This window comes from Serratia sp. TSA_198.1 (assembly GCF_052686505.1).
Genome location: NZ_JBQZFP010000001.1, coordinates 154655 through 169612, shown reverse-complemented (window position 1 = coordinate 169612; position 14958 = coordinate 154655). Strand labels below are relative to the sequence as shown.

The following is a 14958-nucleotide window of genomic DNA, read 5'->3' as shown; positions in this document are numbered from 1 at the left end:
CGCGCTTTTGAGCCGCAACGGCGCAGCAGTCCAGGCTGCGCCGACGGGTTCGGTATACCGAACCCTGCGTTTCACAAGTCGATTTAGGTCTGGACGAACCGGCGTTGCCGCCGGCTCAAATTGCGCGTTTAACCTGCTCGTCCGGCTGTTGAGGAATAATATCGGCCAGTTGCGGCGAAAGTTTACGTCTTTTTACTGCGCGGGAAGGGGGTTGGCATAAACTGCAAACAAAACTGTTCAAGGGTTGGTGCGCGTGGGTGATAAAAGTGCCGCCACAACAGTTGCAGGCGGAGAGCTGCAACATGCCGCTGTCGACGAAACGCACCAACGTCCAGGCGCGGGTCAGCGCCAGCAACGGCGTCTCCCCCGCCGGATGCGGACACTGTTCCAGATACAGACGATAGGCTTTGATCACCGCCTCGACACCGGTGCAATACCCGCTCTTCATCAGGAAACTGTAGGCGTTGTAAAACATGGATGAATGGATGTTCTGTTCCCAGGTCATAAACCAGTCGGTAGAGAACGGCAACATTCCTTTCGGCGGCGGACTGCCGCGCAATTCCTTATAGAGTTTGATCAAACGCCCGCGGCTGAGCTGAGTTTCACTTTCCAGCATCTGCAAACGCGCACCCAGCGTAATCAATTCCATCGCCAGCTGGATGTCCTTGGCTTCCTGAACAATACTTTTCTCTACCATCATCAGGCTCTTTTCTTCGTCGCACTACCGTCTTTAGCCGATAGTTCTTGCAGTAAATGGCTTGATAGCAAAATGCCCGTATGGATTTGCTGCAGATCGTCCACACGTGACTCTTTCGTCAGGCGTTCGATAGTATGGCTTTCGTTAAAACGGAAGTGACAGACCAACTGGTTAGTCTCAGCCAGTTTGACCATTTGCGGTAACGTGAGTTGAGCGAGCGCATCGGCCATGGCTTCGTCGATACCCAGACGGAACATCGCCGATGCTTTTTCATCATTAATCAGACGCTGTGCTAAAAGTAAATATGACAAATTTATGTCATAAATATGCTTAAGTAATTCAGACGTACCCATATTCCCCATCCCGACAGACTATGTTTAAAAACATACGCTGGGTGATAATTTTTATCGCCCGTGACCTGGGTTTGTTCCCGAAGTTGGCAAATGAATCCCTGAATAACGGCCGTTATAAATTTTTCAACATCTCTAAATTCGGACCATCATTCAGTATTTGATACGTGCGCAAACCAATGTGTATGGATGTACAGCATTTTGCTTCGATAGTGTGTAGTCACCATGAAACTATTTTTACAAAATTAATAAGATTATTCCTAAAGCAGCGCAACTCTACCCCCGAACCATTAGCACACACAACGTAAGTAGGAGGCAATTTTAAATACAATGTGACATAGATCACAAAAATAAAAAATAATTAAGCCAAATACCCCCTTATACGTCCATTTTTTAACCGTGTTTTTGCTTAAAAATCAGCCATAAGTAAAAAAACGTCTTAAAAACAATGTATATGAGCCCAAAAAATATCATTTTTAGATCAATTCGAACAAAAGCATTACCAAACCAAAATAACAGAACAAAAATCTGTTCGTAGCCGGTAAATGCAGTATATATAACCATTTAATTAACAATAAACTATCAACCCTCAAAAAATAACACACGGAAACTATAAGGGCATTAAGTTTCAGATTTGACTTAAAGAACGGCTCATCGCCTGTTTTAATTTTAAGCGAAAGTGCATATTAGGTTAACAATGGGTTGCTTGGGTTATGAACAAGAAAACAGACGTAACGACATGTTTCTCGATTTGCAGAGTTAAGGCGGCGGATTTAAGCTTATGTCTCCCCATAACGTTTTATCGGCAGAGATAATTAAAACTTTAATCATTTTTTCATTGTAAAAAATTTAAATATCGCTGGGCGATTATTTTTCGATAAAATTTACCCGTGTATTTTTACCACCATATAAAATAAAACGTAGTTTTATTTTACTTTTTTTTCTCCGGGCGAGCTATTTCATTATTCGCTGCGGCCAGAGAACCAACCATATAACGTCGGTAATGTTGTCAGCGGCTGCCATAAGAGAATTGAAGACGCCCTGCGGTAGGTTTCAGGTGAATGCGCTCGACCGCCGGAGAGCTTCAACGCGAAGAAAAAAATCCCCTCAGGAGGATGCTGCTCAGCGTTCACCGCCCCGGTTTACCCTCGCCCCGTTGCCCTTGCCGGCCCACTCCCCCTCCTCCAACGGCCTGAGACTTTCCCTATTTCGCGCATTTACCGGCAGGATGACATTGCCGATACCGCGTGGGCATATTATTATTCTTCACGCAAAGGCGCTGGCAGCGCAGCCGATTATTACCCTATTGCAATTTATTCATTTGAAATTGATTTTTCAGGTCGAACATCACTCTTTTGACGCCGTTCTGGGTGACCGCGTGATGTTTCTTCGTCCGGCCACCACTCTTAATAGGCTATATTTTAATCATGAATGATACCTTCGATTACCTGATGACGTTCCGCAAATGCTCCAGTCTGGACAGCGTGGAAAAAGTGTACGACAAGCTTAACTATTCCATTGATAACGATATTGAAATGAGCAATATGTACCGTGCGGCCGATCACCGTCGTGCCGAGCTGGTTGCCGGTAAATTGTTCGATTTGGGCAAGGTGCCAAAAACGCTGTGGGCGCAGGTGCTTTAATTTTCCTTCATTACGCGCGAAAGCCCCTTTATCTTTTATTGCTAAATAGCGGCAATAATCTCCGATTTATTGTCGCGCGTGATACAAAACACATTTATCAAACGCACCAGGCTCTACTCTTTATCTTAAGCATGAGAAACGGGGGTAGAAGATGGGATATAAAAACGTTCTGGTTACTGTCGCCGTAGCGGCTGACAGCCACCGCCTGGTTGAAAAAGCCGTCTCCATCGTGCGCCCTTCTAATGGCAAAATCACCCTGCTGAGCACGATCGCCAACCCGGAAATGTACAATAATTTCGCCGGGCCGATGCTGGGCGATTTGCGTGCGCTGATGGAAGAAGAGACGCTGCTGTTTATGGAGGAACTGCGGCTACGAGCCGACTACCCAATAACCGATACGCTGATCGTTCATGGTGAGCTGAGCGACAGCCTGAGCTACGCCCGCCAGCGCCAGCCGTTTGATCTGGTGATCTGCGGCAACCACTGCGACAGCATGATGAACAAGATCTCCTGTTCTGCTGCGCGTTTTATCAATACCAGCCATATCGACGTGCTGATCGTCCCGCTCTGATACCCGAAGGTTTGATTGCAAGACCGCCGCTACGGCGCTCTTATTTCGTCATCACGCGCTTTTGACTCTGCGATAGCCCCTGTCGATTTAAGGGACGCCTAAGCACATTAGGCCATTTCCCCTTGCCGATGATTGACTAGACTTAGGATTCTGTCCGCATAAGGAGTTCCTGATGTCTCAATCCGAACAACAAAATCGCCGCATTCTGCTGGCCTCACGTCCGCACGGTGAACCTACCGCAGACAATTTCCGCCTGGAAACGACGGATATACCTCAACCCGCCGCTGGCCAGGTGCTTTTACGCACCGTTTATCTGTCGCTTGATCCCTATATGCGCGGCCGTATGAGCGATGCCCCGTCTTACGCTCCGCCGGTGGAGATCGGCCAGGTCATGGTCGGCGGCACGGTGTCGCGCGTTGTTGCATCGCAACACCCGAATTTCAAACCCGGAGACTGGGTGTTGGGCTACGACGGCTGGCAGGATTATGCGCTGTCTGACGGCAGCGGCTTACGTAACCTCGGCGCGCAACAAACGCAGCCCTCCCGCCTGCTCGGGGTCTTGGGCATGCCGGGCTTTACCGCTTATATGGGCCTGCTGGATATCGGCCGGCCGCAACCCGGTGAAACCCTGGTGGTTGCCGCAGCCAGCGGCGCCGTCGGTTCGGTCGTTGGCCAGGTAGCCAAGCTGAAAGGTTGCCGTGTGGTCGGCGTGGCGGGCGGTGCGGAAAAATGCCGCTATGTGGTGGAAGAACTGGGCTTCGATGCCTGTGTCGATCACCGGGCTGCCGACTTTGCCGAACAACTGGCCGCAGCCTGCCCACAGGGCATCGACATTTATTACGAGAACGTCGGCGGTGCGGTGTTTGATGCGGTGATGCCGCTGCTGAACGCCAGAGCGCGTATTCCGGTCTGCGGCATTATCGCCCATTATAACGCTACCGATTTACCCGACGGCCCGGATCGCCTGCCAATGCTGCAGGGTCTGATTTTGCGCAAGCGCATCCGCATGCAGGGTTTTATTATTTTCGATGACTACGGTTCAGAGTATGGAGACTTCCTGCAACAGATGGGGGAATGGGTCGGACAGGGCAAAATCAAGTTCCGCGAGGATGTGGTCGACGGGCTGGAAAATGCGCCGCAGGCGTTTATCGGCCTGTTACAGGGTAAAAACTTCGGCAAGCTGGTGATCCGCGTCGCCGACGAGTAACCGAAAGCCAGGGCGCAGTTCCAGTCTGCCATGCCCTGGCGTTACCTCAATGCCGCTGTCTCAGTGCAGCGCGCCGCCGACGTTCGTCAAGTCCCCGTCAAACGGCTCGATGCCGGTCACCGATACCCTCACCATCGTCACACCTTATGCCGTGTTTAAATTCGTAGGGTATCAGCCTAAACGGGGCAAAATGATGATGGAAATATGTTATCCACATATGCCGCTGCACCAGGGCCTGCGGTTATATTTTTTTCACCGATTGATAAATGTCGAGATCAAAATAACCATCGGCTTCACAGTCGTTGAGATAGTGCTCATAGCACACGCCCTCCGTCGGTTGATAGCCGCTGGCCGGCAGTTCCTTTTGATAGAAATCGCTCCATGCCCGTTCAAAATCGCCGTCGGTAATGCGGACGTGATAAATCCCGTAGAGCCCGGCAGGCAGCGTTTGCAGCGTAAATCCCTCACTGCCCGGCGTGGGCAGCGTAAAATCGCTCGCCACGGTAAACACCACGTCGGCCCGCAGGCGTTCGGGCGCCACCTCAGCCGGATCGTCCCAATACAGCACCAGCCATTTGCCGGGCACAATACCCTGTTGCTGTTGCCAGGCCATCAACCGTTCGAGGCCCAAAGGAATGGTCTGCGGGTAAGGCCCTACCACCCGCACCCCCACAACCTGTTCTGCTGCCCTATCCTCAATCCTTATCGCCATCACGATCTCCTCGCTACAAGATTACCCCTGGTTTCTGCACACGCGCTAGGCGCCAATTTCGGTGCGCACGTCCAGCAGCTCCGGGAAAAAGGTCAGATCCAGCGCCTTTTTCAGGAAGCTGACGCCGCTGGAGCCACCGGTACCCGATTTGAAGCCGATAATGCGCTCTACCGTCTTCATATGACGGAAACGCCACAGGTGGAAGCTTTCTTCTATATCCACCAGCTTCTCGGCCATTTCATAAGCTTCCCAATACTTTTGCGGGTGGTCGTAGATCTCTTTGAACGCCGGCAACAGATTCGGGTTACGTTGGTATGGCTGCGTCCAGTCGCGGTCAATACATTCCTGCGGGATCGGCAGGCCGTGACGGGACAGGTAAAGCAGGTATTCGTCGTACAGGCTTGGCGCCTCGAGGATCGCTTTCAGCGCCGCGTGTTTTTCCGCATCATTACTGAACACCGCCAGCATGGCCGCATTCTTGTTGCCCAGTAAAAACTCGATGGAGCGATATTGATGGGACTGGAAGCCCGAGGAGTTGCCCAGCACGTCACGGAATTCAACATACTCCGACGGCGTCAGGGTTTCCAGCACCGCCCATTGTTCAAACAGCAGCCGCTGAATCTGTTTGACCCTGGCCAGGATCTTGAAACAGTGGCTGAGCTTGTCTTGTTGCACCAACGCCCGTGCCGCCTGCAGTTCATGCAGCATCAGCTTCATCCACAGCTCAGAGGTTTGGTGCTGCACCACGAACAGCATTTCATCATGATGCTGCGGGTTGGACAGAGGATGCTGGCAATCCAACAACTGGTCCAGGCACAGGTAATCGCCGTAACTCATGCGTTTGGAAAAATCGGTGACAATCGCGCTTTCTAATTCTCGTTTGTTCATCTGTACTCTCCGCGGTACCACGGCCGGAAGCGGCGTGGAACGTGCTGCAAAGAGAAAACAATAGTACAGAACCCTCACGCCCGAAGGACTATAAACGAGAGTTGCCTCGCAGATCTCGGTCATGATGAGGCCTGGGGTAATCTCGTATCGGTAAAGGTGCGGGAGGAGTCTCATTCCCGGCGCGAGAATCTGAAAACATCAACAAAAAAAAATAACAAACCAAACGGGAGTATTACAGTGGATTAATATCGATTTGCCTTACCATCATTATTTAATACACCAACTTACTGCAACCGATAACATATTTACCTTTCCATTTTATTTTCCAAAAAAAACACTTGATATGATAATTGCCATGCGCTAATAATTAATCACCTTACAGAGGTCATCATTACAATAAATCATATATTCAAAAGGAGTTGGTTATGGAAATCGTTGATGCAGTTTGGTTCGACTCTATCGCAGGCGGTCGCGGCAATAATGGTGGAGATCGTACCGATAATGGCGGAAGAAATAAGGGTGGAAGTCAATCCGGTAACAACAATGGTTCAGGTAATTACTACGCCAAAAATACCTCGGAAGACTGTATCAATGGGATGGGCGTTGGTGCGGCATTGGGTGCATTTGGTGGGTTACCCGGTATAGCCGCTGGCTTGATTGGCGGCGCAATTACCGGGAAATGTTTCCAAGACACCAATAAAGGCGGCGGTAACGTAGGAATGGGTAAAGGCGGCAACAAGTGCGGGTCAAGCGCGGGTGGCAGTTGTTCCTGGTAAGCGTTCACACTAAAAAATGATTTCTATATTTTGTTGTCAGGCTCACTTTCGGCAAGTCTCCTGTAGAGAATTAGCCTGCCCATTTTGAATTATAACAACGCAACCACCTGGGAATTCATTAATTAAAGACGGCAGTTAACACCTGCCGTCTTATAGATTAACAAAGAGTTATAAATGGATAAAATCATCAGAGCCATAATTATATTTTTCGCCATACTTTCCATCTCCCCTTTCCTTAGTGGGGCCGGAGTGTTAACACCGGGTTCCGTGTTCTCTGCACCCGCGGGCATATCCAAATTTATGATTACCCTCGCCACCGGCTACTTTTTTGTTTCTTTATCCTTAAAGTTCTATGATTTCTTACGAAAAAGTAAATGAATATCACAGCAAACCACTACCATCAGGCAGCCATACTCAATCCCCTTTGCGAGGCTGGATCGGACTCAGCCAACCCTAACCTTGATAATATCGCTAAATTTAGTGGTATAACCCGGTGACAGCATTTCGCGTTTCATCTGCCACGGCTTGACGATGCCCTGTCCGGCAAACCAGATGCGGCCGCGCCCTTCCCGGTTGAGCTTGTCCAGCGTCGCCATCAGTTGGCCGCTGTTGCGCCGCGGCGGGCAGTCGTCGAACAGGTCAATTTGCGCCATGGTACCGGCACTGAAATCCCCCAGTATCACGCCGCCTTTCAGGTAACGGCAGCCCTCCCGCCAGATGCTTTCCAGCGCACGCACTGCCATGGCAATAATATCGCGGCTGTCGTTGCTCGGCGTTTGCAGCCGGGCGGTGCCCAGGTTGCTGTAGTAACCCTCACCTGCGGAATGTGGGCTGGTCTTGATAAAGACCGACACGCTGCGGCAATAGCGTTCGTCCTGCCGCAGTTTTTCCGCCGCGCGCTCCGCATAGCTGCAAATCGCCTCCCGCATATGCGGGTAATGGGTCAACCGCTGGCCGAACGAACGTGAGCAGATAATCTGCTCTCTGGCCGCGGCCTCATCCTCCAGTTGCAGGCAGGATTCCCCGCGCAGCTCGCGCACCGTGCGTTCCAGTACCACGCTGAAAGTTTTGCGCACCAGCCGGGTGTCGCAATCCGCCAGTTGCAATGCGTTTTCAATCCCCATCGCCCGCAGTTGCCGGGTCAGTCGGCGGCCGACGCCCCACACTTCCTCTACCGGTATCAACGCCAACAGCTTGCGCTGACGGACAGGATCCGAAAGATCCACCACGCCCCGGGTACCTGGCCAACGCTTGGCGGCGTAATTGGCCAACTTGGCCAGCGTCTTGCTGGGCGCAATACCCACGCCCACGGCCAAATGCGTCTCCTGCAAAATCCTTTGTTGCACCTGGCGGCCAAACTGCGCCAGATCGGCACAGCGATTAACGCTATCCAACCGCAGAAAGGCTTCGTCCAGCGAATAAATTTCCACCGCCGGCGCCATCTCGTCCAGAATGCTCATCACCCGGTGGGACATATCGGCATACAGCGCGTAGTTGGAAGAGAACACCGCCACATTGCGGCGGCGCATCTCCTCTTTGATCTTGAAATACGGCGCCCCCATCGGCACGCCCAGCGCCTTGGCCTCGGCGCTACGGGCGATCACGCAACCGTCGTTATTGGACAGGACTATCACTGGCCGCCCCTTCAGGTCCGGCCGGAAAACAGTCTCGCAGGAGGCATAAAAGCTGTTCACATCCACCAGAGCGAACATCGTCATGCCACTCCATAGCAAGGGCTCGGCATGATCGCATCGGGTTCTGGGCAACGGGGTTGAGGCGTTTTCATAATGCACAACTTAACTGTATATATATACAGTTAATGATAAACAAAAATCACCGCCCTGCAAGCAACTTTGCCGGCAGGATGCGGTGTGAATCGCTAAGACAATCATTTTCAGTGAAATTTGATTTGCCGGGCACAGCCTGGGTAGCGATGGGCCGTCACCGCACGACAATGAACACAACGCGTTTTGATATTGCTTTGTATCCCGGTTACGGCCCACGTTATGTCAGGGCATTATCTCCCGCACGGGTACGGGTTTATTTTTGCGTCATTCGTAGAGCGTAGCGCCACTCGCCCACCGCTGAACCGTCTCCGTCGAGAGATCTCAAATGAATGCCGAAATGTTGATTGTCAAAAATGGACGCATAACCCGGATGATCTTCAGACAGGGATACGAAGCAATAAACATGGTCAAATTGCGTCAAATGCCCTCTGGGACCTGAGACACAGATGTCCCCGGCGATTAAAGCGGCTCTCTTGGTTATTTTTGTCCAACCGTTGGACAAAGCCCATTCGGCAAAATCGTCAACATTAATCGATGCCCTGCTCCCCAGTTTTGGGTAGGGTAAAGCACAGAGTTTGAGGCAGCTGACTTGATGTGCCACGCATCCATTTCTGGTTGCCGTTGGGCTGTATGCCGGAACAAACCAGTCCTCAACCTCCTCCCGAATCAACCCGTAGTTATTTTTAAAAAGACCCACGAATTTCTCCGCATGACTGTCGGCAAGCTCAATAAATTCAGCGAAGCTCTCTAACGGTAAGCCTGGGATTGATTTAACTTTAACCCTTGGCAAAGACTGTAAAATAAGCCCAAGTTCGAACGTATCAGAATACCCCTTTACAATTCGCCCACCAGATTCGGATGATATTATTACCGTAGGCCTTCCATTCTTATCCGTACTTAACTCGACAGCTGAAATTTTACTATTTCCCAAAGGGATGCTAAAGGGCAGGTTTTCATTAAATAGCTCTCTACCGTACTCCTGGATAGTTTCAAAATTCACAGTGGTTCTTAAACTCGCCGAGCCTGCGATGATTTCGTATGTGACACCATAGTCTAATCCGCTGATTATCTTTTTCTTTCCTTTCCCCCATGGGTTTCCCCCAAGCGCTTCAATAGCCGAAATTGACGCTTCTCCAATGTATTTACCGCCGCCAACATCAGCACAAATAGCATAAACAAAACGATCCTTATAGCTGAGCTTAGCCAGGTCGCCCATTTTGACGTCTATACCGGTCACCTCTTTCCAATTGCCTGGAATAACATAGTAAGGAATAACACGCGCATTGACGTAGTCGCCCTCACCCTGCCAACCGGTTCCATCCTTTCTTTTTCTAAGGCTGGTTTCTATCTGGCCTGTCGCATCGATCTCTTTTGCATCTGGGCTTCCATCCGCGTCGGTATCCGCATCGGCAATGATCAAGATATGGCCATCATCTTTAATCATGACAACAGGATCGGGTATGGTGGGTTCGTCCGGCGAAACCTTATGATTTTTCCAGGAATGTGTGATTAATTTTGGCATGGTATTGTCCTCTTCGTTCGAACAACATGGGTTAAACATATGCCACTGCCTACGAGGGTTTTCTTATTATTACTGCCGGATATTTTTTATAATGGTATGAAAAATTTTTATCATTACCACTTAAAACATCCATAACATCATATAACAGTCTAAGACAGGATCACTTGAGAGCCCCCTTGTTAGTATTATTAGGAGTGGCATCTACATTGCAGCCCTCAATCTTGACCTTAACTTTTTTACTATTGAATACATCACAGGTATCAAGAAATTCAGGGATCGTAACAGTTATTCCGCTATAACCAATAGCGACCGGATACGGAAAGACTTGCTGAAGCGTTATGCCGCTTGCAGTAACACGGGTTACAGTCCCCGTGGCCCCGGGAGCACCTGGCGCCATTGCTTGAGAGAGTTGGCTCATTGACGTATTTATACTGTCAATCTGGTTTTGTATTGATTGAACATTTTGTTGGGCCACATTGGATTTCTTCCCGGCATCAACATTGGCCGCCGCCTCAGTGCCATTAGCGCTGCCATCAGGCTTTATTTTATTAAGCTCGTTCATTAATGCGGATTTTTTCTTCGATAAATTGACTAATTCTGAAATTGTCGCTGAAGCTGACGCGCTAAATCCCTCGGAGGACGATATCGTAACATCAAGGGAGCGTGCGTAATACACGGTAGTAATAAATACAATCCCCGGCTCGACTTTGGCATTTGTTCTGTACATATTCTGGATATTGAGAATGGACGCTTTCATTTTATCATCAATAAATTGCAGCGTTTGGGTATTGACCTCTTTTCTCCACTCTCTCATTTTATCCGCACCCGTGCTGAAATCTATACTTAAAGATTCTGCATTAGGAACGTTGTATGTGACTGTATAGGCCGTTTTCTTTGCCAATCCAATTTTCGCCGCCCAACCGTCAGCTGGAAAGCCGGCGCCAAAGCTCGCACTGCCTACTGAAGCGAATCTGAACCCTGGAAATGCAACAATATTATTCACTCTTCTCCCCGAGGCCGGGTAGCTTAAAAATGGTTCAGGCCGGTGCTTCACATCACTCGCATCAGTCCACTCTGCGGTGCGTTGAAAATCAGGTGCTTTGGTAAATGCATCGCTAACGTCAATCGATGTATATCTTATCGGCTGAATGGTATAGAACTCTGCGGGGATTTTTATTTTTCCCTGCGCGGGGCTAAACGGCGTTATGTATATATCACCGGGAAAGAACTCACCGCTGGGCGGATAAATAGGATAAAACCCTAATTGCCTTGAATTGTCATGCCATTCCTTAGACACATCGCCCGCATCTTGACGATCTGCACACCCCAAAAGAATAAAGGTAAAAAAAACCATTATCGTCACAATGACATTTTTCATAGTACTCACCTGTCTAACAATGCCCGACATGACCTTCCAAGGAACCCTATCATAAGATGACAAAGCGCCTTGCCTCATTATTAATTCATAGCAAGCGACCGAAAGAATTAACAATAATGAGAAAAAATAAAAATTTAAAACTATCAATAAATACTGCTCAGAATTAAAGGGATAACCCCAACGAAATAAATAGCGATTAATATCGTGACAATGCTAACCGTTAGCAAAGTATCTCTCGGCCAAGCGCCGTTTAAGCGCCGTAACCAGTTCAGCAGGATCTGCCGCGGCCTTCTCCAGCTTATAAATACTGGGGCAACCGCTACAACACGAATATTCGTTAGCTATTTAATCTCAGGCTATTCAGAAAAAATTATACTTAACCTATTAATTACATTGATTAATGCCGCACTAACATTGTCCAGTTGCACTATACCCGTGCGAAATATCTTCACCCTCTCCTTCCAGCCAAATTTAAAATGAAATTATAAAAAACATCCATCACCTTGTTAAATAAAGAATTTATTATTTATTTTTTATCCTGGCACGCTTAATGCTCATTCATCTGCATCGGCAGATACAACACTTATACCTTGGGAGATTTAAATGACCCTAGTCAGCGAGTCAGTAATAGAAAAAAGTAATCAGCGGTGGACACAACTCCTTTTGGGATTGATCTGTATGGCGGCGATTTCCAGCCCGCAATATGTCTGGACATTATTGACCAAATCACTGTCGGCCAAGCTGGGCGTTGATCTGCCCGCGTTACAGGTCACCTTTTCGCTGCTCATCATATTGCAAACGTTCTTCTCGCCCTTCCAGGGCAAACTTATCGATCGCTTTGGACCACGGCTATTAATCTCCATCGGCACGCTGCTTTCGGGATTTAGCTGGATTATTTCATCCCAGATCAGCAACCTGACTGAGTTCTATCTGGTTTATGGCTGTCTCGGTGGGCTGGGTACCGGCATTGTGTACATCGGCGTCGTTGGGTTGATGGTTAAGTGGTTTCCGCAACAGCGCGGCTTTGCGGCCGGAGCCGTGGCTGCCGGATATGGCATGGGGGCGATTTTAACCACCTTCCCCATCAGCATTTCTCTGGGCAGCTACGGCCTGGAGCAGACCATGATGGTCTTCGGCGGCCTCTTTGCCCTGGTGGGCTTTCTGGCCAGCCAAGGGTTGAAAGTACCGGTCAATGTTGACTTGCAGCCGGCCAGCACCAGGCTGGAGCAGAGCAAACGTCAGTTCACGTCAAAAGAAATGCTGCGTCAGCCTCTGTTCTGGCTGATGTTTGTCATGATGGCAATGATGTCCACCTCTGGGTTGATGGTGACGTCACAGATGGCTATTTTCGCTGAAGATTTTGGCATCAGTCAGGCGGTGGTTTTTGGCTTGGCGGCACTGCCCCTGGCGTTAACCCTGGACCGCTTCACCAATGGGCTGACTCGCCCGCTGTTCGGTTTTATTTCCGACCGCTATGGACGGGAAAAAACCATGTTTATCGCCTTTGCGCTCGAAGGTGTCGCAATGACGCTGTGGTTGATGTGCCGTGAGGACCCACTGTTATTCGTTTTACTTTCCGGAGTGGTGTTTTTTGGTTGGGGGGAGATATTTTCTTTGTTCCCTTCAACATTAACCGATACCTTCGGCAGCCAAAACGCCACCGCAAACTATGGCTGGCTGTACATGTCGCAAGGGATCGGCTCTATTTTTGGCGGCCCATTGGCGGCACTGCTTTATCAGCATACGCAAGGATGGCACGTTGTTTTTGGTATGGCGATTTCCTTTGATTTTATCACCGCCGCACTGGCCCTTTGGGTGCTGAAACCCTGGCGCTCACGCTTTATGCGCCAACACGGCTGATAATAAGCAGGGTGATCTGAGCCGCGGTCACCCTGCAAATGGCATGCGAACTATTTACAAGCCACAAGATTGGCCATTTGCTCTTTATCCGGCAGACCGGCGATCTGTTGAAGCACGTTGGCATGGTTCAGATAATAAATCGCCGGTGTGCCGTTGGCGCCCAGATCGTCCATCAATTTCTGGTTGTACTGGATCTGAGAAAAAATCGGTTGCGGCGTTTTTTCCAGGAGTGCCGGCTTGCTTTTGCCGCCAGACAGTTCGAAATCCTGCCACACCTTCGCGGGGTTGTCGGAAGCCAATATCGCCGCCGCGTAACGGCCGCTGTCGGGCTGCATGACACCGACCAACTGCGTTTTCATGGCGATTTTATTGTCTTTGATATAGGGCTGCACTTCCTGCCTGAACGTTTTACAGTAAGGGCAAAAAGGATCGGCAAACACGACAATCTGGCAATTTGCCTTATCGCTGCCTTCCAGGATGCCTGGCGCTTTTAAGAGCCTTTGCCACATCTCCCGACCGGCAGGGATGTAAATCTCTTCTTGTATGACTTTTTCGCTCAGGTTACTGCCGTTCTCATCGTACATATAACCTGATATGGCATGCTTCTTGTCGGGGGTCAGATAAATTGTCACCCCCGTTCCTTGATATTTGCCCAACCACCCCTGAACGCCACCTGGCGCGGTGAAGGGTTTGATGATTTCAATACCTTGTTTTTCCAGTTGTTTGACCGGTGCGGGAAGCGCAGCAGGCGTTGCAGCCTGAACCTGCGTGCCGATAAGCACAGCAGATAACGCGAGGAGGTATTTGTTCACTCTTATCTCCTTATAATAGGTACTCGTTGTGGGCCTTTATATCACAAACCACCGCTCCTCCCGTCACTCGCTAAACGGCAACACTCGCCTCTGTCTCATAGCAACAAATTCTCCTGCCCCGTTTGGCTGAGGTAGAATGGCAAAACAGATCCCATTGGCCTTTATCATTGCCAGAGTGATGTGATGCCGAGTGCCAGTTAATACCTAAGGAGAATACATGCAAGATTTCAAAGCACTGCTTGATGCCGCATCGGGTTACGGCGAATTTGTTGCCGGCGGAACAGAAGAAGACAGCAAGGCATTGCGACATTTTGAGGTGCTTGCCACAGGGGCATTACCTGACGATGTCATCAATAAGTTGTCACGGCTTCCGGGTTCATACAGCATTCTGGTTGCGGCTGAAATGTGGTGCCCCGACTGCCATAAAAACTTGCCCGTTATCCATGCCGTTGCCGCGTCAACACCGGCTATTCGTTTGGGCATAGTTACGCGCGATAAGGCGGAAGCCGTCTTTAAAGCACACTTTGGTGTCGATAAAGTCAAAATTCCGTTTGCGGTGGTACTGGATGAGAATGCGACTCCGCTGGGGCAGTTTATTGAACGGCCTAAAACCGCCATCGGCAAGAACGGAGAAGTGACCGAAAGTTACAAAAACGGCGAACTTCTGGCCGATACCGCCCGTGAAGTGACTTCAATTTTTCCTCAGGGCTGAGGATCGCCAGAAAACCCGATCAAACAACGCCAGGCGAGTGAGC

General features: G+C 49.7%; 15 protein-coding genes. 7 read left to right on the top strand and 8 right to left on the bottom strand.

Annotation, left to right across the window (positions count from 1 at the left end; translation table 11 throughout):
* Positions 1-115: 115 nt before the first annotated feature.
* Positions 116-700, bottom strand: a complete 585-nt coding sequence (gene flhC / locus ACUTSW_RS00780; protein ID WP_004946150.1) for a flagellar transcriptional regulator FlhC — start codon at positions 698-700, stop codon at positions 116-118.
* Positions 700-1050 (bottom strand): flagellar transcriptional regulator FlhD, encoded by a 351-nt coding sequence (gene flhD, locus ACUTSW_RS00775; protein WP_004946152.1) that lies wholly within the window; start codon positions 1048-1050, stop codon positions 700-702. The genes flhC and flhD overlap by 1 nt, the downstream gene beginning before the upstream one ends.
* Positions 1051-2104: 1054 nt before the next feature.
* Between flhD and ACUTSW_RS00770 the strand changes: the two genes are divergently transcribed.
* The 4 genes from ACUTSW_RS00770 (at position 2105) to ACUTSW_RS00755 (ending at position 4468) form a co-directional block, all read left to right on the top strand.
* Positions 2105-2482, top strand: coding sequence for a hypothetical protein (locus ACUTSW_RS00770; RefSeq protein WP_445583446.1), 378 nt, complete (start codon positions 2105-2107; stop codon positions 2480-2482).
* Entirely contained in the window at positions 2475-2690 is a 216-nt protein-coding gene (gene ydgT, locus ACUTSW_RS00765) for a transcription modulator YdgT (RefSeq protein ID WP_004946155.1), read from the top strand. Before ACUTSW_RS00770 ends, ydgT begins: the two co-directional genes overlap by 8 nt.
* A gap of 151 nt (positions 2691-2841) precedes the next feature.
* Positions 2842-3261 carry a universal stress protein UspC gene (gene uspC, locus ACUTSW_RS00760; protein ID WP_445583445.1) on the top strand — a complete coding sequence of 140 codons (420 nt, stop codon included), beginning with the start codon at positions 2842-2844 and terminating at the stop codon, positions 3259-3261.
* 172 nt (positions 3262-3433) lie between these two features.
* Positions 3434-4468, top strand: coding sequence for an NADP-dependent oxidoreductase (locus ACUTSW_RS00755; protein ID WP_445583444.1), 1035 nt, complete (start codon positions 3434-3436; stop codon positions 4466-4468).
* A gap of 241 nt (positions 4469-4709) precedes the next feature.
* Here ACUTSW_RS00755 and sbmC read toward each other — a convergent pair whose 3' ends face one another.
* Positions 4710-5180 (bottom strand): DNA gyrase inhibitor SbmC, encoded by a 471-nt coding sequence (sbmC, locus tag ACUTSW_RS00750; RefSeq protein WP_445583443.1) that lies wholly within the window; start codon positions 5178-5180, stop codon positions 4710-4712.
* 45 nt (positions 5181-5225) lie between these two features.
* Entirely contained in the window at positions 5226-6068 is an 843-nt protein-coding gene (gene kynA, locus ACUTSW_RS00745) for a tryptophan 2,3-dioxygenase (RefSeq protein ID WP_006326156.1), read from the bottom strand.
* A 425-nt stretch (positions 6069-6493) separates the two neighbouring features.
* Here kynA and ACUTSW_RS00740 point away from each other — a divergent pair, with 425 nt between their 5' ends.
* Positions 6494-6844, top strand: coding sequence for a hypothetical protein (locus tag ACUTSW_RS00740; protein ID WP_445583442.1), 351 nt, complete (start codon positions 6494-6496; stop codon positions 6842-6844).
* 443 nt (positions 6845-7287) lie between these two features.
* Here the strand turns inward: ACUTSW_RS00740 and umuC are convergent, their stop codons facing one another.
* From umuC to ACUTSW_RS00725, 3 genes are all read right to left on the bottom strand, one after another.
* A complete protein-coding gene (gene umuC, locus ACUTSW_RS00735) occupies positions 7288-8556 on the bottom strand; it encodes a translesion error-prone DNA polymerase V subunit UmuC (protein ID WP_445584432.1) in 1269 nt (422 codons plus the stop codon).
* 328 nt (positions 8557-8884) lie between these two features.
* On the bottom strand, positions 8885-10153 hold the full coding sequence (locus ACUTSW_RS00730) for a glycoside hydrolase family 75 protein (RefSeq protein ID WP_445583441.1): 1269 nt from the start codon (positions 10151-10153) through the stop codon (positions 8885-8887).
* A 160-nt stretch (positions 10154-10313) separates the two neighbouring features.
* Complete coding sequence (locus ACUTSW_RS00725; protein WP_445583440.1) at positions 10314-11531, bottom strand: hypothetical protein; 1218 nt, start codon at positions 11529-11531, stop codon at positions 10314-10316.
* 603 nt (positions 11532-12134) lie between these two features.
* Between ACUTSW_RS00725 and oxlT the strand changes: the two genes are divergently transcribed.
* The gene (gene oxlT / locus ACUTSW_RS00720) at positions 12135-13391 is read left to right on the top strand and encodes an oxalate/formate MFS antiporter (RefSeq protein WP_445583439.1); all 1257 of its coding nucleotides are present in this window, start codon (positions 12135-12137) and stop codon (positions 13389-13391) included.
* 50 nt (positions 13392-13441) lie between these two features.
* Here the strand turns inward: oxlT and dsbG are convergent, their stop codons facing one another.
* On the bottom strand, positions 13442-14203 hold the full coding sequence (gene dsbG, locus ACUTSW_RS00715) for a thiol:disulfide interchange protein DsbG (RefSeq protein ID WP_062871207.1): 762 nt from the start codon (positions 14201-14203) through the stop codon (positions 13442-13444).
* 217 nt (positions 14204-14420) lie between these two features.
* Here dsbG and ACUTSW_RS00710 point away from each other — a divergent pair, with 217 nt between their 5' ends.
* On the top strand, positions 14421-14915 hold the full coding sequence (locus tag ACUTSW_RS00710; RefSeq protein WP_445583438.1) for a thioredoxin family protein: 495 nt from the start codon (positions 14421-14423) through the stop codon (positions 14913-14915).
* Positions 14916-14958: the final 43 nt, after the last annotated feature.